This window comes from Brevundimonas sp. FV1ye28, assembly GCF_058681135.1.
The window spans coordinates 2400639-2423645 of the sequence record NZ_CM178731.1 but is presented as its reverse complement, the minus strand read 5'-3'; the positions used below and the strand labels follow the sequence as shown (position 1 = coordinate 2423645).

The 23007-nt window shown below is 66.8% G+C and carries 23 protein-coding genes; 17 read left to right on the top strand and 6 right to left on the bottom strand.

Features of this window, described 5'->3' with window-relative positions:
- The first annotated feature begins 45 nt into the window (after positions 1-45).
- On the top strand, positions 46-453 hold the full coding sequence (locus ACW171_RS11820; RefSeq protein WP_492093490.1) for a helix-turn-helix domain-containing protein: 408 nt from the start codon (positions 46-48) through the stop codon (positions 451-453).
- Between the two features lie 104 nt (positions 454-557).
- On the opposite strand, the gene ACW171_RS11815 is transcribed toward ACW171_RS11820, so the two are convergent.
- Positions 558-1058 carry an S-type pyocin family protein gene (locus ACW171_RS11815; RefSeq protein WP_492093489.1) on the bottom strand — a complete coding sequence of 167 codons (501 nt, stop codon included), beginning with the start codon at positions 1056-1058 and terminating at the stop codon, positions 558-560.
- 110 nt (positions 1059-1168) lie between these two features.
- On the opposite strand from ACW171_RS11815, the gene coaBC reads away from it, so the two are divergent.
- From coaBC to pnp, 13 genes are all read left to right on the top strand, one after another.
- On the top strand, positions 1169-2398 hold the full coding sequence (coaBC, locus tag ACW171_RS11810; protein ID WP_492093488.1) for a bifunctional phosphopantothenoylcysteine decarboxylase/phosphopantothenate--cysteine ligase CoaBC: 1230 nt from the start codon (positions 1169-1171) through the stop codon (positions 2396-2398).
- 11 nt (positions 2399-2409) lie between these two features.
- Positions 2410-2859: a dUTP diphosphatase gene (gene dut, locus ACW171_RS11805; protein WP_492093487.1), complete on the top strand. Its 450-nt coding sequence runs from the start codon at positions 2410-2412 to the stop codon at positions 2857-2859.
- 83 nt (positions 2860-2942) lie between these two features.
- Complete coding sequence (locus ACW171_RS11800; RefSeq protein ID WP_492093486.1) at positions 2943-3311, top strand: hypothetical protein; 369 nt, start codon at positions 2943-2945, stop codon at positions 3309-3311.
- A 154-nt stretch (positions 3312-3465) separates the two neighbouring features.
- Entirely contained in the window at positions 3466-4059 is a 594-nt protein-coding gene (gene rimP, locus ACW171_RS11795; protein ID WP_492093485.1) for a ribosome maturation factor RimP, read from the top strand.
- Positions 4059-5810 carry a transcription termination factor NusA gene (gene nusA, locus ACW171_RS11790; protein ID WP_492093484.1) on the top strand — a complete coding sequence of 584 codons (1752 nt, stop codon included), beginning with the start codon at positions 4059-4061 and terminating at the stop codon, positions 5808-5810. The genes rimP and nusA overlap by 1 nt, the downstream gene beginning before the upstream one ends.
- Positions 5811-5825: 15 nt before the next feature.
- Positions 5826-6506 carry an RNA-binding protein gene (locus tag ACW171_RS11785; protein WP_492093483.1) on the top strand — a complete coding sequence of 227 codons (681 nt, stop codon included), beginning with the start codon at positions 5826-5828 and terminating at the stop codon, positions 6504-6506.
- Between the two features lie 132 nt (positions 6507-6638).
- Positions 6639-9674 carry a translation initiation factor IF-2 gene (gene infB / locus ACW171_RS11780; protein ID WP_492093482.1) on the top strand — a complete coding sequence of 1012 codons (3036 nt, stop codon included), beginning with the start codon at positions 6639-6641 and terminating at the stop codon, positions 9672-9674.
- 132 nt (positions 9675-9806) lie between these two features.
- Complete coding sequence (locus ACW171_RS11775) at positions 9807-10304, top strand: hypothetical protein (protein WP_492093481.1); 498 nt, start codon at positions 9807-9809, stop codon at positions 10302-10304.
- A complete protein-coding gene (locus ACW171_RS11770; protein ID WP_492093480.1) occupies positions 10304-11011 on the top strand; it encodes a DUF2459 domain-containing protein in 708 nt (235 codons plus the stop codon). The genes ACW171_RS11775 and ACW171_RS11770 overlap by 1 nt, the downstream gene beginning before the upstream one ends.
- 170 nt (positions 11012-11181) lie before the next feature.
- A complete protein-coding gene (gene rbfA / locus ACW171_RS11765) occupies positions 11182-11637 on the top strand; it encodes a 30S ribosome-binding factor RbfA (RefSeq protein ID WP_492093478.1) in 456 nt (151 codons plus the stop codon).
- A 2-nt stretch (positions 11638-11639) separates the two neighbouring features.
- Entirely contained in the window at positions 11640-12572 is a 933-nt protein-coding gene (gene truB / locus ACW171_RS11760; protein WP_492093477.1) for a tRNA pseudouridine(55) synthase TruB, read from the top strand.
- A gap of 33 nt (positions 12573-12605) precedes the next feature.
- Complete coding sequence (gene rpsO, locus ACW171_RS11755) at positions 12606-12875, top strand: 30S ribosomal protein S15 (protein WP_492093476.1); 270 nt, start codon at positions 12606-12608, stop codon at positions 12873-12875.
- Between the two features lie 248 nt (positions 12876-13123).
- On the top strand, positions 13124-15358 hold the full coding sequence (gene pnp / locus ACW171_RS11750) for a polyribonucleotide nucleotidyltransferase (RefSeq protein ID WP_492093475.1): 2235 nt from the start codon (positions 13124-13126) through the stop codon (positions 15356-15358).
- Positions 15359-15430: 72 nt separating this feature from the next.
- Here the strand turns inward: pnp and ACW171_RS11745 are convergent, their stop codons facing one another.
- Together ACW171_RS11745 and rph are read right to left on the bottom strand one after the other, a co-directional pair.
- On the bottom strand, positions 15431-15823 hold the full coding sequence (locus ACW171_RS11745; protein WP_492093474.1) for a hypothetical protein: 393 nt from the start codon (positions 15821-15823) through the stop codon (positions 15431-15433).
- 297 nt (positions 15824-16120) lie between these two features.
- Entirely contained in the window at positions 16121-16855 is a 735-nt protein-coding gene (gene rph, locus ACW171_RS11740) for a ribonuclease PH (protein ID WP_492093472.1), read from the bottom strand.
- Between the two features lie 125 nt (positions 16856-16980).
- Here rph and hrcA point away from each other — a divergent pair, with 125 nt between their 5' ends.
- Both hrcA and grpE read left to right on the top strand, forming a co-directional pair.
- A complete protein-coding gene (hrcA, locus tag ACW171_RS11735) occupies positions 16981-18051 on the top strand; it encodes a heat-inducible transcriptional repressor HrcA (RefSeq protein ID WP_492093470.1) in 1071 nt (356 codons plus the stop codon).
- Positions 18048-18671: a nucleotide exchange factor GrpE gene (grpE, locus tag ACW171_RS11730; RefSeq protein ID WP_492093468.1), complete on the top strand. Its 624-nt coding sequence runs from the start codon at positions 18048-18050 to the stop codon at positions 18669-18671. The genes hrcA and grpE overlap by 4 nt, the downstream gene beginning before the upstream one ends.
- A gap of 46 nt (positions 18672-18717) precedes the next feature.
- On the opposite strand, the gene ACW171_RS11725 is transcribed toward grpE, so the two are convergent.
- The 3 genes from ACW171_RS11725 to ACW171_RS11715 all read right to left on the bottom strand — a co-directional run bounded on the left by ACW171_RS11725 (position 18718) and on the right by ACW171_RS11715 (position 20747).
- Entirely contained in the window at positions 18718-19617 is a 900-nt protein-coding gene (locus ACW171_RS11725; RefSeq protein ID WP_492093467.1) for a dienelactone hydrolase family protein, read from the bottom strand.
- 74 nt (positions 19618-19691) lie between these two features.
- Complete coding sequence (locus tag ACW171_RS11720) at positions 19692-20318, bottom strand: alpha-ketoglutarate-dependent dioxygenase AlkB (RefSeq protein ID WP_492093466.1); 627 nt, start codon at positions 20316-20318, stop codon at positions 19692-19694.
- Between the two features lie 15 nt (positions 20319-20333).
- Complete coding sequence (locus tag ACW171_RS11715) at positions 20334-20747, bottom strand: hypothetical protein (protein WP_492093465.1); 414 nt, start codon at positions 20745-20747, stop codon at positions 20334-20336.
- A gap of 322 nt (positions 20748-21069) precedes the next feature.
- Here ACW171_RS11715 and dnaK point away from each other — a divergent pair, with 322 nt between their 5' ends.
- The gene (gene dnaK, locus ACW171_RS11710) at positions 21070-22974 is read left to right on the top strand and encodes a molecular chaperone DnaK (RefSeq protein WP_492093464.1); all 1905 of its coding nucleotides are present in this window, start codon (positions 21070-21072) and stop codon (positions 22972-22974) included.
- Positions 22975-23007: the final 33 nt, after the last annotated feature.

Here is a 23007-nt window from a genome sequence, read left to right as displayed (position 1 = left end):
GCATGAGATCGCGGATTTTTCAGCTTATGGCGGCGACGACACGACATGGTTAGAGGCGTTGGTGAGGATGGACCCCATCCGGTTGACCGTCACGTCGGGCGACGGGTCTGCGAGAAGCGGATCAGTCTTGGATACAACCAAAGCGACCTTGGCCGCGCTCTCGGTCTGACTTTCCAGCAGATCCAGAAATACGAGAAGGGCGCCAACCGTATCTCGGCCTCGAAGCTGTGGGACATTGCCCGCTTCTTCAAGGTGGATGTCGGATACTTCTTCCAGGGCCTGGGGGGTCAACCCGGCATGGCAGAGGGCGAATCCGCGACCTTCGATCACGACTTCCCCTCGACCCGATACACGATCGAGATGGCTCGCCTCGCGCCGCAACTGTCCAGCCGTCAGCAGAAACTGGCGCTCGACATGATCCGCGAGATGACCGGCAAGCCTGACGAGGCCTGAGCGCCTCATCCGCATCATTTAGATGCGCTATCGCTCGCGACGCGGTCGCTTGCTGCTTGAGCGTGGCTCAATTCCGAACCGGGCGATCCCCGGCACCTCTCCGATCAGTTCTGCGACCGCCTCTGGCCGAAGGTCGGGGCTGCGGCCTTTTGTTCTGCCCAATAGGTCGGGCCGTCGCTCGGCTTGAACATGGTCCGGGGCGTGCCGTCCCGCGCCACGACAGCGAAAGTGTTGGTCGACGCCTGGTAGAGCAGGGTGTCGCCGTTCGGCCTCGACGCCGTCTCCGTTCCGGACGGCGTTCGCGTGGTGAAGACCGTGACCTTGTCCAGGAAGTCCTCGGCCGACCGCGCGTCGAAGTCGGACCCATTGCGCTCGTAGAGTCGCTGAATCTTCTCATCGACAGTCTCGCGCCGGTTGGCGGTCAGAACGGTCTTCGACGCGCCCTCCGTCGCGGCCGGCGTCGCCGCAGCCGCCGTCGATGTCAGGGCCACCGTACCGCCATCCGCCGATCGATCGCGTGTCTCGACGGCTGAATCCCCGTTGCCGCACGCCGTCAGTGCCAGAGCCGCCACGAGCGCGACGCCCGTCGTCATCGAAACCTTCATCACACCCTCCAAGTGAACCCGCTGATTGGAATAAGCCACAGGTTGTTTGTTCCGGCAATGTTCTTTTTCGTCGTCTCGACGCCGGGCGCGGTGGCGGCTAGACCGGCGTCATGTCCAGCACCGCCCTGACAAACCGGAAAATCCTGCTGATCGTCGGCGGCGGCATCGCCGCCTACAAGGCTCTTGAGCTTGTGCGGCTGCTGAAGAAATCGGGCTGCGAGGTGCAGGCGATCCTGACCCAGAGCGGGGCCGAGTTCGTCACCCCCCTGTCGCTGGCGGCCCTGACCGGCCATCCGGTGCGGATGGGGCTGTTCCATCCCGACGAAGAGACGGCCATGGGCCATATCGAGCTGTCGCGCTGGGCCGACCTGGTAGTGGTGGCGCCGGCTACGGCGGGGCTGATCGCCAAGGCGGCGAACGGGATGGCGGACGACCTCGCTTCCACGACCCTTCTGGCGACGGACAAGAAGACGCTGCTGGCTCCGGCGATGAATGTACGGATGTGGCTCCACCCGGCAGTGCAGGCGAACGTTGCGCGGCTCAAGGGCTTAGGCGGTTTCCACGGCATGGCTGTGGTGGGTCCCGACGAGGGCGAGATGGCCTGCGGAGAGTTCGGCCCCGGACGGATGGCGGAACCGGCGGCGATCCTTTCGGCGATTACTGAACTGCTGGCCGGGCCGGACGGTCGGGCGTTGGCGGGTCGAAAGGCCGTCGTCACGGCGGGTCCGACGTTCGAGCCGATCGACCCGGTCCGGGGCTTGACCAACCGATCGAGCGGAAAGCAGGGGTATGCGATCGCCGCCGCCCTGGCCGCGCGCGGGGCCGAGGTGACGCTGGTGTCGGGGCCGACGGGTTTGGTCGTGCCCGTCGGCGTGACCAGGATTGATGTCGAGACGGCCATGGAGATGAAGGCGGCGACCGAAGCGGCCTTGCCGGCGGATATCGCTGTGCTCAGCGCCGCCGTAGCGGACTGGCGCGTGGACACGGTCGCCGGCGGCAAGATCAAGAAGGCCCCCGGCGGCCCTCCGATGCTGAGCCTGATCGAAAACCCCGACATCCTGGCGGGCATCGCTAAGCCGGGGCCAAAGCGGCCTGCACTCGTGATCGGTTTCGCCGCCGAAACGACGGACCTCGAAGCCAACGCGCGGTCGAAACTGTCGCGCAAAGGCTGCGACTGGATCGTCGGCAACGACGTCTCCGCCGATGTCTTCGGGGCGGATGGGAACACGGTGCTCCTGGTCACCCGGGACGGTGCCGACGCCTGGCCGCGCCTGTCGAAGACCGAGGTGGCCGCACGCCTGGCTGACCGCATCGCCGAACAGTTCTCCCCGAAAGCCTGAGAGCCTTTGCCTTGAGCACCCTTCGCATCCTGCGTCTTCCCCACGCCGAGGGCCTGGCCCTGCCTGCCTACGAGACCGCCGGTTCGGCGGGCATGGATCTTCGGGCAGCCGTGCCGGAGGACGCGCCCATGACGCTGGAGCCGGGTGCGCGAGCGCTGGTGCCGACGGGCCTGAAGATCGCGCTGGAACAGGGGTGGGAGGCGCAGATCCGGCCGCGTTCGGGTCTGGCGCTCAAGCACGGCATCAGCGCGCCGAACACTCCGGGCACGATCGACAGCGACTATCGCGGCGAGGTCGGGGTCATCCTGATCAACCTCGGCCAGGAACCGTTCGTCATCAAACGCGGCGAACGCATCGCCCAGATGGTCATCGCGGCCGTCGCACAGGCGACTGTGGTCGAGGTCGAGACGCTGGACGACACGGCGCGGGGCGCGGGCGGCTTCGGATCGACCGGAAGATAGACTCGCATCCAACTCCCGCGAACCGGCGTTAACCCTGCCGACGGCCAAGCTGGGTCGCTGACAGTCAATACCGGAGGCGCGTGATGGAAGAGTTCTTCGCCCAGCTGGGCGCCCTCCTGAAGGGGTTGTTCGCCTTGGCGGACTCAGGCTTCGACGGGGTGAATCAGGTGATCGGCCTGATCATTGCCGCTGTGTTCGGTTTGTTTCTGGTTGGCTCGTGGCGCGGGCTGTGGTCGGGCGCGGTGGGTGCTGTCCTGGTCCATACCCTTGTCGAGGTGCTGCGTCCCGTGCTGGACGGCGGTGCCTTCGCCCTGCCGCCCCTGACCGAGATGAGCTTCTGGATGACCCGGTTTGCCCTGTTCCTCGGCTATGCGATCGTCATCGCCGTCTTCTACTTCATCAAGACGCTGCTTGGCGGCGGCCGTTATCATCGCCGGGCGCACGTGCATTGAAGAGTCCCAGGGCGGACGTTGGCGTCCGCCCTTTTACTTTCGGCGTTTGGGGTCTATATGGCCCTCACATCGTTAGACCGGCGTCCAACGGCGTCGTTCAAAGCGGCGGCCGAGGAGGCCGACCGCTTTTCTTTTTGCCTGAGACCCAAAGCCCTTGCGCGCCAAGACCGTCGAAGACCGCCAGATCCTTGAACTGATCGATCCCGTTGCGGAATCGATCGGTTTGGACATCGTGCGCGTTCGCCTGATGGGCGGGACCCTGCGTCGCCGCCTTCAGGTCATGGCCGAGCGTCCAAGCGACAACGACATCGACGTCGGGGAATGCGCCCGTCTGAGCCGCGCCATGTCCGAGGTTCTCGATGCCGCCGACCCGATCGCCGGCGAGTACCTGCTTGAAGTTTCGTCTCCCGGCATCGACCGTCCCCTGACCCGGTTGAAGGATTTCGACCTGTTCGAGGGTTTCGAGGCGCGTCTGGAATCCGACCGGATGATCGAGGGGCGCAAACGCTTCAAAGGCATCGTGGCCGGGACCGATGGAGACAATGTCGCCATCGACCTCGACGGCGAGGAAGACACCGCCCTGATCCCCTTCGATTGGCTGGTGGACGCCAAGCTGGTCATGAACGACGCCTTGTTGAAGCGTGGGGCCGCGATCCGCGCCGCGCGGGGCGAACCCGAAGACGACGGCCTGCCGGAAGGTGCGCCTGAAGACCAAAACAACGCCAAGACTTCTGAGGACGACGCCTGATGGCCGTGACCGGTATTTCCGCCAATCGCCTGGAACTGCTCCAGATCGCCAACGCGGTCGCGCAGGAAAAGAACATCGACCGCGAGATCGTCATCGAGGCGCTGGAAGAAGCCATCCAGAAGGGCGCCAAGTCGCGCTATGGTGCCCATCACGACATCCGCGCCAAGATCGACCCGAAGACGGGCGAACTGGCCCTGACCCGTCACGTCACCATCGTCGAAGACGACTGGATGCCGGAAGACGAGCTGGAAGAGTTCAACGACAGCGCCATGGTCCGCCTGACCGACGCGTCGAAGCGTGACGCCGAGGCCGTGGTCGGCAAGGAATACGTCGAGGATCTGCCGCCGTTCGAGTTCGGCCGCGTCCAGACCCAGATGGCTCGTCAGGTCATCACCGGTAAGGTCCGCGAGGCCGAGCGCGCCAACCAGTACGAAGAGTTCAAGGACCGTGTCGGCGAGATCGTCAACGGCACCGTCAAGCGCGTCGAGTACGGCAACACCATCGTCGATCTGGGCCGGGGCGAGGGCATCATGCGCCGCGACCAGTCGATCCCGCGCGAGGTGTTCAACATCGGCGACCGGATCCGCACCTACATCTACGACGTCCGCCCGGAGGCCAAGGGCCCGCAGATCATGCTGTCGCGGGCACACCCCGGCTTCATGGCCAAGCTGTTCGCCCAGGAAGTGCCGGAAGTTTACGACGGCGTGATCGAGATCCGGGCCGCGGCCCGCGACGCCGGTTCGCGCGCCAAGATGGCCGTGCTTTCGAACGACAGCTCCATCGATCCCGTCGGGGCCTGCGTCGGTATGCGCGGCTCGCGGGTTCAGGCGGTCGTGGCCGAGCTGCAGGGCGAGAAGATCGACATCATCCAGTGGAACCCGGATGAGCCGACCTTCATCGTGAACGCGCTCGCGCCCGCCGAAGTCTCCAAGGTCGTGCTCGACGAAGAGGCCGACCGCGTCGAAGTCGTCGTGCCCGACGAACAGCTGTCGCTGGCCATCGGCCGTCGCGGCCAGAACGTGCGCCTCGCGTCGCAACTGACCGGCTGGCAGATCGACATCATCACCGAGTCCCAGGACTCCGAGCGTCGCCAGCGCGAATTCTCGGAACGCACCCTGCTGTTCCAGGAAGCCTTGGACGTCGATGAGGTTATCGCCCAGCTGCTGGTCACCGAAGGCTTCGCCACGGTCGAGGATCTGGCCTTCGTGGAGAACTACGAAGTCGCCGAGATCGAAGGCTTCGACGAAGACACCGCCGAGGAACTGCAGGCCCGCGCCCGCGACTATCTCGAGAAGCAATCGGCCATCCTCGACGCCAAGCGCGTCGAATTGGGCGTGCTGGACGAGGTCATGGCCGTTCCGGGCGTGACCCTGCCGATCGCCGTCGCCCTGGGCGAGGGCGGCGTGAAGACGGTAGAGGACCTCGCCGATCTGGCCACCGACGAAATCCGCGGCGGCTACGAGATGAAGAACGGCGAGCGCACCAAGGTCGCCGGCGTGCTGGAAAGCTTCAACCTGGCCCAGGAAGACGCCGAGCTGCTGATCCTTCAGGCCCGTGTCGCCGCCGGCTGGATCGACGCGTCGGAACTGCCGCAGCCTGAGCCGGAACCGGAATACGAGGAAGAATTCGCTGAAGGCGAATACGACCCCGAGGCCGTGTTCGACGCCGCCCCCGAGGGCGACGCCGAAGCTGAAGTCGCCGCCGATGACGCCGAGGTCGAAGACGACCTCGAGCCGACCCGCGACGCGTGATGGAAACCGCCGTCCATGAGCCTTCGCGACGCGACGATCGATAGAGAGCGCCGGGACCTGGTGACCCACCAGGCCATGGATGAATCTCGACTGATCCGTTTCGTCGCCGGGCCGGACGGCGCCGTCGCTCCCGACCTGGGCAGGAAACTGCCCGGTCGCGGCATGTGGGTGGAGGCGTCACGCGCCTCCGTCGACGCCGCCGTGAAGAAGAACCTGTTCTCCCGCTCGGCCAAGGCCCAGCTGAAATCGACGGCCGAGCTGTCGGATACGGTCGAAACCCTGCTGATCCGGCGTTGTCTGGACCAACTGGGCCTTGCCCGGCGCGAAGGCGTGCTTATCTCAGGGTTCGAGAAATCAGCTGCGGCGATCCGCTCGGGTAAGGCCGCGTGGCTGGTCGAGGCCGCAGACGGGTCGTCCGATGGACGCGGAAAACTCGTCGCCCTGGCCCGACATCAGACCACCAAGGTTTGCGGCGCATTCAGCGCTGATGATTTGAGTTTGGCCCTCGGGCTGGAAAATGCGATACACGCCGTCCTGCTGCATGGCGGCAGAGCCGATCGCTGGACCATCGAGGTCGAACGACTGGCGGGATTTCGATCGCTTCGGCCTGCGGCCTGGGACCTGGATCATCCGGGCGCCGGCGGCGGGAAGGGGTCGGACGAGGACCCGAAGGATGAGCCTGAACGGGCGGATTGACGGGCGGGGTCAGGCCTCTTTCGAGGGGCGGACGCCGCACGGCTTTTTGCGTTCCGAAGGCTTTTTGGGCGTGACGAGACGATTTTTGACTGAGACGCGGCGGACTTCTCCGCCCACGAGTAAAGCGACCGGATGAGCGACGAGAACGACAAGACGAACGACGGCCAACAGCCTCAGGCCCCCACCGGAACTCCGTCGACCACGGGACCGCGGGCGCCGCTGAGCCTGAAGCCGCGCGCTGTGGGATCGGTCCCGACCGGCACCGTGCGTCAGAGCTTCAGCCACGGCCGAACCAAGACTGTGGCGGTCGAGATCAAGCGTCGTCCGGGCGCGCCGGCCGGTGGCCATCAGCGTCCGGCAGGCTTCGATGTCGCGCGTCCACGCACCGACGCCCCCGCCTCGCAGGCCCCGGCTCCGCGTCCGCCGATGCAGCAGCCCGCCGGTGGTCGCCTCTCCAACGAAGAGCAGGAAGCCCGTCGTCGCGCCATCGAGACGGCGACGCAGGCTCAGGCCGAGCGCGCCGCAGCGGCCGCCGCAGAACAGGCGCGTCGCGACGCCGCCGCGCGTGACGCCGCCGCCGCGACCGCCGCCGCCGCCAGTGCTGCTCAGGCCGAAGCCGCCGCCGCTCGCGCCGCCGCCGAGAACGCTCGCGCCGAGGCCGCCAAACTGGCCGCCGCCGCGCCCGTCCCGACCGGAAAGCCGGCCGCCCGCGCACCCCTGGCTCCCAAGCCCGTCGCGCCGATCCCGGCTCCGGCCCCGGAACCGGTCGCTCCGGTCGCCGCTGCGCCCACGCCCACGCCCACGCCCGCTCCTGTGGCCCCGGCCCGTCCGGCCCCGCCGGCTCGCCCGGTGGTCAACTTCGGTCAGCGCGTGCCGAAAGCCCCGAACCCGGCTCGTGCGCCCATCGACCGTCCTGCCTTCGGCGCCCGTTCGGCGCGCGAAGAGGCCATGGGCGGCGGTGAGAAATCCTATTCCGACCGTCCCGCGAACGCCCGTCCGACCGGGGCTCCTGCGCGCCCGGCCGAGCCCGTCCGTTACTCGGCCCTCACCCCGCGTCCGGTGCCCGGCGCAGCGCGTCCCGGCGGTGCCCGCACCGGCCCCGGCGGCCGTCCGGCCCCGAACGCGCCTCCTGCCGAGGCCAATGTTCTGCGTCCGGCTCGCGCGCCTGGCGGCGGCTTCGCCAAGCCGCTGAAGCCCGAGGACGATCGCGACAAGCGTTTCTCCGACGCCGGCAAGGCCGTCAGCCGCACGCGCGGAGAGCCCAAGCGCCGCGAAGGCCGCCTGACCATCCAATCCGTGGCCGGCGACGGCGATACGGCCGAGCGGATGCGATCGTTGGCCTCGGTCCGCCGTGCTCGTGAACGTGAAAAAGAGAAGCGCAAGGGCGGCTCCACCGACGCGCCCAATCGTCCGCGCGAGGTCGTCATCCCCGACGTCATCACCGTGGGCGACCTGGCCAACCGTATGGCCGTGCGCGGCGTCGACATCGTCAAATTCCTGATGCGTCAGGGCATGATGGTCAAGATCACGGACGTGATCGACACGGACACGGCCGAACTGATTGCCGACGAATACGGCATGACGGTCAAGCGCGTCTCCGATTCCGATATTGAAACTGGCTTCCTGTCCGACGCTATCGACGACCAGGCGGTCACGCCGCGGGCACCGGTCGTGGCCATCATGGGGCACGTCGACCACGGCAAGACGTCTCTGCTCGACGCGCTGCGGACCACCGACGTGGCGGGCGGAGAAGCCGGCGGCATCACCCAGCATATCGGTGCCTATCAGGTGCGAACGCCGGGCGGTGACGCGGTCACCTTCCTCGATACCCCAGGCCACGCGGCGTTCAGCGCCATGCGGACCCGTGGCGCCAACGTCACCGACATCGTCATCCTGGTAGTGGCGGCCGACGACGGCGTGATGCCGCAGACGATCGAAAGCATTCAGCACGCGAAGGCGGCCGGCGCTCCGATCATCGTGGCCGTCAACAAGATCGACAAGCCGGATGCCGATCCGCAGAAGGTCGTCAACGAACTGCTGCAATACGAAATCATTGGTGAAGCCCTGGGCGGCGATACCCAGATCGTCGAGGTCTCGGCCAAGGCGCGCACCAACCTGGATGGCTTGATCGAGGCCATCCTTCTTCAAGCCGAGGTCATGGACCTGAAGGCCGACCCGGATCGCTCGCCGGAAGGCGTGGTCATCGAGGCCAAGCTGGACAAGGGACGCGGTCCCGTCGCCACCGTTCTGGTCAAGCGCGGCACCCTTCGTCGTGGCGACATCGTCGTGGCCGGCTCCGCCTGGGGCAAGGTTCGCGCCCTGCTGAACGAACGCAACGAACAGCTGAGCGAGGCCGGTCCGTCGGTCCCGGTTGAGATCCTTGGCCTGGACGAGGCGCCGTCGCCCGGTGAGCCGCTCGCCGTCGTGGAATCCGAGGCCCGCGCGCGCGAACTGACCGAGTATCGTGCCCGCGTGAAGCGCGAGAAGGCGACTGGCGGCATCAACCAGGTCTCGCTGGTCGACATGATGTCCAAGCTGGGATCCAAGAAGATCTCGGAACTGCCGGTTATCATCAAGTCCGACGTCCAGGGCTCGGGCGAGGCCATTCAGGGCTCGCTGGAGAAGATGGGCAACGACGAGGTCCGCGCCCGCGTCGTCTATTCGGGCGCCGGCGGTATCACCGAGTCGGACGTCCAACTGGCCAAGTCGGCCAGCGCCCCGATCCTGGGCTTCAACGTCCGCGCCTCGAAACAGGCCCGCGACCTCGCCGAGCGCGAGGGCGTGGAGATCCGCTACTATTCGATCATCTACGACCTGCTGGATGACATGAAGGGCGTGCTCTCGGGCATGCTGGCTCCGCTCCAACGGGAAACCTTCCTCGGCAACGCCGCCGTGCTTCAGGTCTTCGATATCTCCAAGACCGGCAAGATCGCCGGTTGCCGGGTGTCCGAAGGCGTGGTCCGCAAGGGCGCCAAGGTCCGGATCATCCGCGACGACATCGTCGTCCTGGAACTGGGCACCCTGCAGACGCTCAAGCGCTTCAAGGACGAGGTCAACGAAGTTCCGTCGGGCCAGGAATGCGGCATGCACTTCCAGGGCTTCCAGGACATCAAGGTCGGCGACTACATCGAGTGCTTCACCGTCGAAGAGGTCAAGCGCACGCTCTAGTAGAGCGCTACCGCTCGACGCGCGGCGTCTCGCTGCTTGAGCGCTAAGAACCAGGGGGCGGCCGCAAGGCCGCCCCCTTTCGTTTCGGGACGACGCCTCCCTTCCGCCGCAAGTCGGGGTAGAAGTTACGCCATGCTTCACCGTTTGATCGCCGTTCTGACTCTGATCGCCATGGCCACGCCAGCGGCGGCGGACATCCGCTATTTGGCCTTCAACCCGTCGGACCGGGTCACCCGCGCCTTGACGCGGGGTGTCACCCTGGAGATCGAACGCGGTTGGTTCGGCGCGGTCAGCGTGCGGCGGATCATCTCCACTACGGCAAGGGGCTCGGCGACCATTTCACGCGGCGGCCCGGACGAGGCCCGACGCGTCCTGCCCGAGGGCGCGGACGAAAGCACCGTCTATTCCATCGCCCAGGAAGGCGACGGACGGGGACTGGCCCGCGCCCTGTGCCCGGGCGCAGAGGCGACCTTCCTTGTGCTCGGGCGGGTCCGTGCCGGGCGGGGGGTCGTCATGCATGGGGCCGGACGCTGGCCCGACGGCGCCTATCGGCACTGCGTGACCCTCTCCTACGACTACAGGGGCGAATGGAGCCTGCCGCCTCGCGCCTCTTCCACAGACGTCGATTGATGCGGACCGCGGGGGCGATACTGCTGGCGGGACTACTGGGACTGATCGCCGGCCTGTGGACCTGGACGCGTCCGGGCGATCCGACGCTCCTCCTCCCAGCCAGCGATCCCGGCGTCGCGGTCCACATCCTCAACAACGGCTTCCACACCGATATCGCCGTACCCCGTCTCGCGCTGGAGGCGGGCGACGGTCCCCTGGCCCACGCCTCACGCTCGGTCGGCGCAGGCGACTGGATCCTGATCGGCTGGGGCGACGCGAAATTCTTCGTCGATCAGTCGCCCATGGAGGACCGAATTCTCGATGGGCTGCGCGCCTTCTTTCGACCCGGGAACGTCTCGGTCGTGATGCTGGACCCGGAGACGGGCGACCCGGCCCGACGCTTTGATCCGGAAAGTCGTCGCACCCTGATCCTGTCGCCCGAGGCCTTCGCCGGTCTACGAGGACGAGTGCAGGCTTCGCTGGTCCTGAGCGAGGGAGAGCCGCGTCTCTCGACCGCTCGGAACGGCGACGGCGCACACTTCTTCGCCAGTCGCGAGCATTTCTGGATCGGCTACCTATGCAACAGTTGGACGGCCAGGGTCTTGAACGCAGCGGGACTGCCTGTCCGTCCGGCACGTTCGGTGACTGCCGGTGAGGTCATCGCGGCGCTCGACCGCGCCGACCGGGTCCGGTCTCCGCAGGCCGTTGCCACAGCTCACCGGATGTGAAGAGGCCGCCGTCCTCCGCTCAGCCGTCTCGGGGGCGGGCCTGCCGTCCTGACCGCCTGAATTGGACAGGCGGCCCTGAGGGGACTAGACCGCCCGCTCTTCGAAATTCGCCGCGAACGCGGCGTCGCTCCGGCCGGGTCCGATCCCCGGGGGCGAACAGGACGAACTCCATGAGCAATCGCAACTCGAAATCCAAGGCTACCGCAGGCCTTGTCAGCCAGCGCCAGCTGCGCGCCTCCGAGATGATCCGCCACGCCCTGGTCGAGGTCATGCGCGAGAACGAAATCCGCGACGAGGCCCTGGTGGGCGTCTCCGTGACGGTGACCGAGGTGCGGCTGTCGCCGGACCTGAAACACGCGACCTGTTTCGTTGAGCCGCTCGGGGCCGGCATCGAGACCTCGGACACGGCGGGCCATATCGACGAGATCGTCAAGGCCCTGAACGCCCACGCCAAGTTCCTGCGCGGGGCCCTGGGTCGCCATATCGATATGCGCTTCACCCCCGACCTGCGTTTCCGCCACGACGAGAGTTTCGCCGCCGCCGAACGGCTGAACCGGCTGTTGGACGATCCCCGCGTCCGCGCGGACTCCTTCGTGCCGCCGATCGAAGACGAAGACGAGAACTAGGCGTGGGTCGCAAGAAGAAGGGCCTCGTCGTCAACGGCTGGGTTTGCCTGGACAAGCCGTTCGAGCTCGGATCGACCGATGCCGTGTCCAAGGTCCGCCGCCTGTTCGACGCCCAGAAGGCGGGACATGCCGGGACGCTGGACCCGCTTGCGTCCGGTATCCTGCCGATCGCGCTCGGCGAGGCGACAAAGACCGTGCCTTTCATGATGGAGGCCGAAAAGGTCTATCGCTTCACCATCAACTGGGGCGTCTCGACGGACAGCGTCGATCGCGAGGGCGAGATCGTCGGTCGCTCCGACGTGCGTCCCTCGGTCGAGGCCGTGCGCGCGGTCCTGCCGAGATTCGTCGGTGAGATCGACCAGACGCCCCCCCGCTTCAGCGCCATCAAGGTCGATGGCCAGCGCGCCTATGATCTGGCGCGTGAGGGTGCGGACTTCGAGCTGGAAAGCCGGCGCGTGACCATCCATGAGGCCGAGGTCACCGATGCCCCCGACGCCGACCATGTCGAACTGACGATCCGCACGGGCAAGGGCGTCTATGTGCGATCCCTGGCGCGCGATCTGGCGGTCATGCTGGGCGCCGAAGGGCATGTCTCGGCCCTGCGACGCGAGCGGGTGGGACCGTTTTCGGTCGAGAACGCCGTCACGCTGGATTTCCTGACCGATCTGGTGCATAGGGACGCCGCCTTTGAAGGCCTACTGCCCGTAGCGACCGCCCTGGACGACATCCCGGAGCTGGCCGTCACGGACCAGGACGCCTTCTCGCTTCGTCAGGGACGACCGATCGTTCTGCTCCCCCGACAGGTCGAGACGCTGAAGAGCCGCCTTCGGGACGGTTCTCGCACCGTTTCCGCCTTTCAGGGCCAGACCCTCGTCGCTCTCGGTCAGATGCGGGCCGGCCGGCTAGAACCCGACCGCGTTTTCAATCTTCCCTGACTTCGGTTGGGGGACTCCAACTGGAGAATTCCGATGTCGATTACTGCTGAACGCAAGAACGAAGTCATCGCCGAGAACGCCCGCACCGCTGGCGACACCGGTTCGGCCGAGGTCCAGGTCGCGATCCTGTCGGAGCGCATCGCCAACCTCACCGAGCACTTCAAGACCCACAAGAAGGACAACCACTCGCGCCGCGGCCTGCTCAAGATGGTCTCGCAGCGTCGTCGCCTTCTGGACCACCTGACCAAGGTCGATAAGGAGCGTTACACCGCCCTGATCACCAAGCTGGGCCTGCGCCGCTAAGCGCTGTCCACGACAACGGTTTCGAGGCGCGGGCCACGTCCGCGCCTCTTTCCGTATCTAACAGACCGGCCGCGCGCAGCGGTTTTGTAACTGCGCAGACGCGAGGGCTCGATAATGGTCCTCAATACTCCCGGATCGATCGCCATGGGGCGACGGTCCATGGATCGAAGGACTGAACGCCCGACGCATCCAGACCCACTGATGGGACCCCGCGCGGAATACGCCGCCCGGGCTACGAAAGACGAAACATGTTCGATATCAAACGCAAGACGATCGATTGGGCCGGCCGCCCGCTGACCCTGGAAACGGGCCGTATCGCCCGCCAGGCCGACGGTGCCGTCCTGGCCACCTATGGCGAGACCATCGTCCTGGCCACCGTCGTCTACGGTCGCGCGCCCAAGCCGGGCCTGGATTTCTTCCCGCTGACCGTCAACTACCAGGAAAAGACCTTCGCTGCCGGCAAGATCCCGGGCGGCTATTTCAAGCGTGAAGGTCGTCCTACCGAGAAGGAAACCCTGGTCAGCCGCCTGATCGACCGTCCGATCCGCCCGCTGTTCGTCAAGGGCTTCAAGAACGAGACCCAGGTCGTCATCACCGTGCTGCAGCACGATCTCGAGAACGATCCCGACATCGTCGGCATGGTCGCCACCTCGGCCGCCCTGACCCTGTCGGGCGTGCCCTTCATGGGTCCGATCGGCGCCGCGCGCGTCGGCTACATCGACGGTGAGTTCGTGCTGAACCCGACGCTGGATCAACTGCCTGACTCGCAGCTGGACCTGGTCGTCGCCGGCACCAAGGACGCCCTGATGATGGTCGAGTCCGAAGCCAAGGAACTGTCCGAGCAGGTCATGCTGGACGCCCTGATGTTCGCCCACCGCGGCATGCAGCCGGTGATCGACGCCATCATCGAAATGGCCGAGCACGCCGCCAAGGATCCGTTCGACTTCACCGCCGAGGACCACTCGGACGTCGTCACCCAGATCCAGTCCCTGGTCGGCGAGGACATCAAGGCCGCCTATACGCACCCCGGCAAGCATGCTCGCCATGAGGCCGTCGGCGCCGCCAAGAAGAAGGCCTCGGCCGCTCTGGTGAAGACCGACGAGAACCCGGACGGCGTCGACGGCGCCAAGTTCGGCGTCGCCTGGAAGGAATGCGAAGCCCACGTCCTGCGTCGCGACATCATCGACAACGCGCATCGCGTTGACGGCCGCGCCCTGGACAAGGTCCGCGACATCGTCTCGGAAGTCGGCGTCTTCCCGCGCACCCACGGTTCGGCCCTGTTCACCCGTGGTGAGACCCAAGCCATCGTGGTCGCCACCCTCGGCACCGGCGAAGACGAGCAATACGTCGACTCGCTCGCAGGCACCTACAAAGAGAAGTTCCTGCTGCACTACAACTTCCCTCCCTACTCGGTCGGTGAGACCGGTCGTATGGGCGGTGCGGGCCGTCGCGAAATCGGTCACGGCAAGCTGGCCTGGCGCGCGATCCGTCCGATGCTGCCGTCGGCGGAAGACTTCCCCTACACGATCCGCATCGTGTCGGAGATCACCGAGTCCAACGGTTCGTCCTCCATGGCTTCGGTCTGCGGCGCCTCGCTGGCGCTGATGGATGCGGGCGTGCCCCTGAAGAAGCCCGTCTCGGGCATCGCCATGGGCCTGATCCTGGAGCCGTCGGGCGAGTTCGCGATCCTGTCGGACATCCTGGGTGACGAAGATCACCTGGGCGACATGGATTTCAAGGTCGCCGGCACCCGTGAAGGCATCACCTCGCTGCAGATGGACATCAAGGTCGCCGGCATCACCGAAGAGATCATGAAGAAGGCCATCGCCCAGGCGTCGGCCGGTCGTCTTCACATCCTCGACGAGATGGACAAGGCCATCGACGGTGCCCGCACCGAGCTCGGCGAGTACGCTCCGAAGATCGAATCCATCAAGGTCCCGGTCGACAAGATCCGCGACATCATCGGCACCGGCGGCAAGATCATCCGCGAGATCGTCGAAAAGACCGGCGCCAAGATCAACATCGAGGACGACGGCACGGTGAAGATCGCTGCCTCGGATCAAGAGAAGATCGACGCCGCCAAGAACTGGATCTCGTCGATCGTGTCCGAGCCCGAGCCCGGCATGATCTACTCCGGCAAGGTCGTGAAGGTCGTCGACTTCGGTGCCTTCGTGAACTTCTTCGGCGCGAAGGACGGTCTGGTCCACGTGTCGCAGATCTCGCTGGAACGCGTCGCCAACCCGGCCGACGTCCTGTCGGAAGGCCAAGAGGTCAAGGTCAAGTTCCTGGGCTTCGACGATCGCGGCAAGACCAAGCTGTCGATGAAGGTCGTCGATCAGGCCACGGGTGAAGACCTGACGGCCAAGATCAACGCCGAACGCGCCGAGCGTGGCGAAGAGCCTCTGACGGAAGACACCGGCGGCGGCGGCAAGAAGCGCGAAGGCGGCGGCGGTGACCGCGGTCGTCGTCCGCGCCGCGACTAGTCGACAGGGCTACCGCTGAAACGAATGGGCCCCGCTGGCGACAGCGGGGCCTTTTTTCATTCTGCCGTCAGATCAGGCTGCGCACTCTTCCGGCTTGGTCTCGCCGGGGCCGTACATGGCGCAGGAGCGGTCGATCTCGTCCTGGATCAGGGCGCAGGCGTTGGCGGGGTTGCACGGCGGATGGCTGGCCGGGCTGACCATGGTGCAGCGTTCCGCCAGCCGGACCGCGGCGGCTTCGCCGATGCTGTCCGTGCAGGTCCGGTCGGCGGCCCCCAGGTTTTCACCCTCTGGAGCGGCTTCCTCTTCCTGAGGCGGAGCGTCGTCCGGCATGACCGGAGGCTGTTCGGCGATGGGTTCCGCGACGGCGGTCTGCTCCGGCGCGGCGGGGGGCTCGGGAGAACCGCAGGCGGCCAGGGAAAGCGCCATCAGGCTGATGAGGGCGAGGGCGGGGGGAACACGGACCATGGCGGCGTCTCCGATCGTTCTGGAAAGCGCGACGATGGCGGTGTTCCGCGCGTCTGGAAAGCCCGTTATGTCCGCGAAAACACCCTGACATTTCGGACATTACGGACGAAGCCGTTGCCGATGCCCCGTGTAATCAATGGTTTGTCGTCCCGGTCCCGAGACAGCCGATGCGGGTGTCGGACATCAGGGGTGAAACGGCGGCTGAATTGTCAAAGACCCGGTCGACAGATCTGGGGTTCTCCGGCCCCTTGGCAAGGGGTGGAGAAAGAATAAATTCACACCGCCGCAGGGTTATCCTCAGCGTTGGCGGGCGAGGGCCTCGTCCACGGCGGCCTTCTGCAGCTTGAACAGGTCGTTGCAGCCGGCCTCGGCCAGTTGGAACAGCCGGTCGAACTCGGGGCGGGAGAAGCCGCGCTTCTCGCCCGTGGCCTGGATCTCGACGATGGTCCCCGAGCCGGTCAGGACGAAGTTTCCATCGGCCTCGGCGTTGGAATCCTCCTCGTAGTCGAGGTCGGCGACCGGGGTGTCGTTGAAGATGCCGCAGGAAATGGCGGCGACCTGGTCGACGATGGGATCGGCCTTCAGCACATCCTCGGCGCGCAGGTAGCCGAGCGCGGTGGCCATCGCGACCCAGGCGCCGGTGATCGAGGCGGTGCGGGTGCCCCCGTCGGCCTGGATGACGTCGCAGTCGATCAGGACCTGACGTTCGCCCAGGGCCTTCAGGTCGACGACGGCGCGCAAGGAGCGGCCGATCAGGCGCTGGATTTCCTGGGTGCGGCCCGATTGCTTGCCGGCGGCGGCTTCACGACGGCCGCGCGTGTGGGTGGCGCGAGGCAGCATGCCGTATTCGGCCGTGACCCAGCCCTGGCCGGTGTTGCGCATCCAGCCCGGCACCTTTTCCTCGATCGAGGCGGTGACCAGGACCTTGGTGTGGCCGAACGAGACCAGGCAGGAGCCCTCGGCGTAGCGGTTGACGCCCGTTTCCAACGTGACGGCGCGGAGCTGTTCGGGGGTGCGTTCGGAGGGGCGCATGGCGGAGGTCCTGAAGATCGGTATTGCGTTGGCGTATCGAGCGGCGGTGCTTATCCTGAAAGGGTGAGCCTGTATGCCCCCGACATTCCTGTGACGCCGAGGCCGATCCGCCGGGAGGGCACGTTATGACGCTCCTCTACGGCTCCACGAGCTTGACCACACTCGACCAGCGGGCGCGGGACATCTTCCGCAGCGTGGTCGAGACCTATCTGGAGACCGGGGAGCCGGTCGGGTCGCGCACGGTGTCCAAGGGGGGCGTGCACCTGTCGCCCGCCTCGATCCGCAACACGATGCAGGATCTGACGCTGGCGGGCCTGCTGGCGGCACCCCACACTTCGGCGGGGCGGATACCGACGCATGCCGGCTTGCGGCTGTTCGTCGACGGCCTGCTGGAGATCGGGGACATCGGCAAGGAAGAGCGGCGCGAGATCGACGCCCGCCTCGCCGGACGCGGGCGCGGCTTCGAGGAGGCGCTGAACGAGGCCTCGGCCCTGCTGTCAGGCCTGGCGGGGGGCGCGGGCATCGTGGCTAGTCCCGTGCGGGACGCGGGCGTCAAACATGTGGAGTTCGTGGCCCTCGGCTCCGGCCAGGCCTTGGCGGTGCTGGTCGCCGACGACGGCACGGTCGAGAACCGGCTGATGCCGCTGGCGGCCGGAGTGACGCCGTCGATCCTGCAGGAGGCGTCGAACTTCCTCTCGGCGCGGATGAAGGGCCGGCTGCTGTCCGAGGCGCGTCAGGAGATGGGGGCCGAGCTGGCGGCCGCGCGCTCAGAGCTGGACGCCGCCGCCGCGCGGCTGGTCGAGGACGGGCTGGCGGCCTGGTCGGGCGGGGCGGACCGGGAGCGGTCGCTGATCGTGCGGGGCCGGGCCAATCTGTTGCAGGATGCGGGGGCGGCCGAGGACCTGGAGAAGGTCCGGGTCCTGTTCGACGACCTGGAGCAGAAGGAACAGCTGATCGGCCTGCTCGACGGGGTCGACGCAGCCCAAGGCGTGCGCATCTTTATCGGCGCGGAAACGCGACTGTTTTCGCTTTCGGGTTCCGCCGTCGTCGCGGCGCCCTATATGACGGGCGGCCAAAGGGTCCTGGGCGCCATCGGCGTGATCGGACCCGCGAGACTGAACTACGCCCGCATCATCCCGTTGGTGGACTACACCGCCCGGGTGCTGGGGCGCATCCTGGACGGACAAGACACGTGACCGATACGCAAGACCCGAACTACGAAGCCCTGGACGAGGCCGAGGCCAATGCCGAGCACGGCCTGGATTCCGATCCGGAAAGCCTGCTGCCGCTGGACCAGATCATCGCCGAGCGTGATGAGTGGAAGGACCGCGCCATGCGGGCCGCAGCCGAGGCCGACAATGTCCGCCGTCGCACCGAGACCCAGATGAACGACGCCCGGGCTTTCGCCATCCAGCGCTTCGCCAAGGATCTGCTGGGCGTGGCCGACAACCTGGAGCGCGCGCTTCAGGCGGCCCCCAAGAACGCTGACGCGGGCGAGGCGGGGCTGGTGACCGGTCTGGAGTTGACGCAGAAGTCGCTGCTGCAGGCGTTCGAGACCAATGGTCTGAAGCGCGTGGCGCCGGGTCCGGGCGACGCCTTCGATCCGCACCTGCATCAGGCGATGATGGAACAGCCCTCGACCGAGGTCCCGGGCGGGACGGTGCTCCAGACCATGCAGGCCGGCTACGAACTGTTCGGCCGCACCGTGCGGCCGGCCATGGTGGTCGTGGCCGCCAAGGGATCGGGGCCGCAAGGGTCGAACCCCTATGGCGCGGCGCCGGGCTCGAACGGCGGAACCTTCGACGGCCAGGCCTGAGCCTAAAGGCCGCTCATCCCCGCGAAAGCAGGGATGAGCGGAAACCCTATTTCAGCTTGGCTTCAAACAACGCCAGCAGTCGCGCCCAGCCGTCAGCGGCCTCGGTCGGGCGGTAGGAAGCCCGGTAGTCGGCGTGGAAGCCGTGCGGGGCGTCCGGGTACAGTTTGACGCCGCTCTCGGTGGCGCCGGCTTCGACGAGCGCCTCCTGCATGGCGGCGACCGTGTCGTTGGGGATGCCCTGGTCCTGGCCGCCGTAGTTGCCGATGACCACGCCCTTGAGGTCCTTGGCGAGGTCGACGGGGTAGGGGCGGCCGGCCTCGATCTGTTCCGCCGTGGCGGTCGGGGACGGGGCCAGGCGGCCGTACCAGGCGACGCCGGCGTCGATGGCGGCGAAACGGGCCGCGGCCTGCCAGACCACCTTGCCGCCCCAGCAGAAGCCGGTGATGCCGACCTTGTCGACATTGGCCCAGAGCTGGCCCGAGGCCCATTCCAGGGTGGCGTTGATGTCGCCCATGACCTGTTCATAGCCGGCGGCGGCGACGATGGCCTGGATGCGCTGCATGTCGGCGAGCGGGGCCGGGTCCTCGACGCGCACGAAGAAGGCCGGAGCGATCGCCGCATAGCCGGCCTTGGCCAGGCGGCGGCAGACGTCCTGGATATAGGCGTGCAGGCCGAAGATCTCCGACACCACGATCACGACCGGGAAGGGGCCTTGGCCCTCGGGCCGGGCCACATAGGCCGGCAGGTCGAAGCCGTCGGCTGAAGGATAGGAGACCATCTCGGTCGCCAGCCCGTCGGACGACGTCGTGACCGGCTGGGCCTCCTGGGCCAGGGCGGCGACGGCGTAGCCGGTGAACATGGCTCCGGCGGTCAGTCCTGCGAGGGATCGGCGCGAGAAGCGGAAGTCGTCGGCGGTCTGGCCTTCGGGGCGGATCAGGACGGTCATGGGCGCTTCCTTCTCGATTTTCGGGCGGACTGTGACCGGGCAACCGAGCGCCGTCGAGTCACCGAGCCGTGAACCTATGTCGCACGTCTCAGCGTCAGGTTGATGCGTCCGCCGCCGGGGATCAGCCGCGACGATCCGACCAGCAGCCGATCGACGCCGTGGCGGGCGAGGCGGGCCGGGCCGGTCAGGGCGCAGACGTCGCCGGAGGCGAGTTTCAGCGACCGGGTCGGTCCCTTGCCCGCAGGGCCGATGCGGAAGACGGCGGTGTCGCCGAGCGAGACGGACAGGACGGGTGCGCCGAGGTCCGCCTCGTCCTTGTCCTGATGCAGGCCCATGCGGGCGTCCTCGCGGTAGAGGTTGACCAGGCAGGCGTCGGGCGGCGAGGGCCAGTCCGTCAGCTCGCGCCACAGATTGGTCAGGACGGGCGGAATCGACGGCCAGGGCGCGCCGGTCTCGGGATGGGTCCGCTGATAGCGATAACCCGCGCGGTCCGAGACCCAGCCCAGCGGCCCGAGATTGCTCATCTGGACGGAGAAGGGCTGTCCGCCCGGCGTCACCGGTCGGTAGAGGGGCGCGATCTGGAGGGCGGCCTCGATTTCGGCCAGCAGGGCGGCCTGTGCGGCTTCGTCCAGCCGGCCGGGCCAGTAGTGAAATCCGGGAAGGTCGGGGAAGGGCTGCATCGGGCTGAAGTAGGAAGCCATGGCCGACAAGAACGCCTAGCGCGTGAAATAGTAGTCCGCGACCTGGCAGGCGTTGACGCCGTTGCGCTGAAGGCTCTGGCCGTTGTCGAACTCGCCGCGCAGGGAATAGCGACAGGCGCCCGAACCGTCGTCGATACGGACCACCACGCTCTGGCCCGGCGACAGGGTGCCGGAGCCGAGAAGATCGCCGCTCCAGTCCCCGCCCGAGGAGGCGTAGAGATAGGTCATCGACCAGCCCGTCTGGTTGTGGATCCGGACCTCGCGATTGTAGGCGTCGTTCGACTGGCGGCTGACCGCCGGCGCCCGTCGCTTGGCCTGAGGTTCCGCCGAGACAGGCGCGCCGGTCAGGCTCAAGACGAGGCCCAGCACGACGGGTCCGGCGCACAGGGCCGGGAGACGGTGGTGGAGCTTGCGAGCCGGGGAGGGCATCGTCGGGGTCCTGGTACGGGCGGGCCCGTGACCCGCAATAGTCTTCCAGACTGCCCCAGCGACGGCCGCGATGCACCTGATGACGCCTGACTCCGGCTGATTCGGCCTTGTCGGCGCATCAAGCCCTTGCAGGGGGTGGTGACTTTCCCATATCCCGACCAGCCCGAGAGACCCCGCGATCCGTGGGGTTTCACGGTAATTGATCCCAACCTGCCGTGTCCGCGCCCCCGCGGAACGGCGCAAACAAAACGGGGGCGGTCACGCGCGGCGCTTTTCTGATAAGGCCGCCGCATCGCCCGCCAGACGGAGAGACATAAGGCTCATGGCCAAGATTATCGGTATCGACCTCGGCACCACCAATTCGTGCGTGGCCGTCATGGACGGCAAGAACCCCAAGGTCATCGAGAACGCCGAGGGCAACCGCACCACCCCGTCGGTGGTCGCGATCCAGGACGGCGGCGAGACCCTGGTGGGTCAGCCTGCCCGTCGCCAGGCGGTGACCAACCCCGCCAACACATTCTTCGCCATCAAGCGCCTGATCGGCCGCAACTTCGACGACCCCGTCGTGGCTAAGGACAAGGGCATGGTGCCCTACGAGATCGTCAAGGGTCCGAACGGTGACGCCTGGGTGCGCGCCAACGGCAAGGACTATTCCCCGCAACAGATCTCGGCCTTCACCCTGATCAAGATGAAGGAGGCCGCCGAGGCCTATCTGGGCGACAAGGTCACCCAGGCCGTCATCACGGTGCCCGCCTACTTCAACGACAGCCAGCGTCAGGCGACCAAGGACGCCGGCAAGATCGCCGGCCTCGAAGTCCTGCGCATCATCAACGAGCCGACCGCCGCGGCCCTGGCCTATGGCCTGGACAAGAACGACGGCCAGAAGATCGCCGTCTATGACCTCGGCGGCGGCACCTTCGACGTCTCGATCCTGGAGATCGGCGACGGCGTGTTCGAGGTGAAGTCGACCAACGGCGACACCTTCCTGGGCGGTGAGGACTTCGACGTCCGTCTGGCCGACTATCTGGCCGACGAGTTCAAGAAGGAACAGGGCGTCGACCTGCGCCAGGACAAGCTGGCCCTGCAGCGCCTTCGTGAAGAGGCCGAAAAGGCCAAGAAGGAACTGTCCTCGGTGACCCAGTACGAGGTCAACCTGCCGTTCATCACCATGAATGCGTCGGGTCCGCTGCACCTGAACATCAAGCTGTCGCGCGCCAAGCTGGAAGCCCTGGTCGACGACCTGATCCAGCGCACGATCGAGCCCTGCGCCAAGGCGCTGAAGGATGCCGGTCTGAAGGCCTCCGACATCGACGAAGTCGTCCTGGTCGGCGGCATGACCCGCATGCCCAAGGTGCAGGAGGCCGTGAAGGCCTTCTTCGGCAAGGAGCCGCACAAGGGCGTGAACCCTGACGAGGTCGTCGCCCTGGGCGCCGCCGTTCAGGCCGGCGTGCTGCAAGGCGACGTCAAGGATGTGCTGCTGCTGGACGTGACCCCCCTGACCCTCGGCATCGAGACCCTGGGCGGCGTCTTCACCCCGCTGATCGAACGCAACACCACGATCCCGACCAAGAAGTCGCAGGTCTTCTCGACCGCCGACGACAATCAGTCGGCCGTGACCATCCGGGTCTTCCAGGGCGAACGTCCGATGGCCGCCGACAACAAGATGCTGGGTCAGTTCGACCTGATGGGCATTCCGCCCTCGCCGCGCGGCATGCCGCAGATCGAGGTGGCCTTCGACATCGACGCGAACGGCATCGTCAACGTCTCGGCCAAGGACAAGGCGACCAACAAGGAACAGTCGATCCGCATTCAGGCCAACGGCGGCCTGTCGGACGCCGACATCGACAAGATGGTCAAGGAAGCCGAGGCCAACGCCGCCTCCGACAAGATCCGCAAGGATTTGGTCGAGGCTCAGAACGCTGCCGACAGCCTGATCAACTCCACCGAGAAGGCCCTAGCCGAACACGGCGACAAGGTCGGCGCGGACGAGAAATCGGCGATCGAAACCGGCCTGGCCGAGCTGAAGACCGCTCGCGACGGCACGGATCCGGAAGACATCCGGACCAAGACCAACACCCTGGTGCAGGCTTCGATGAAGCTGGGCGAGGCGATGTACGCCCAGAGCGCCGGCTCTGGAGACGACGCCACGGCGACCGCCGATGACGGCGTGGTCGACGCGGAGTTCGAGGAAGTCTCGGGCGACGACGAAGAGAAAAAGAGCGCCTAAGCGTCATGGTCCTCCCCTGTGATCCAGGGGAGG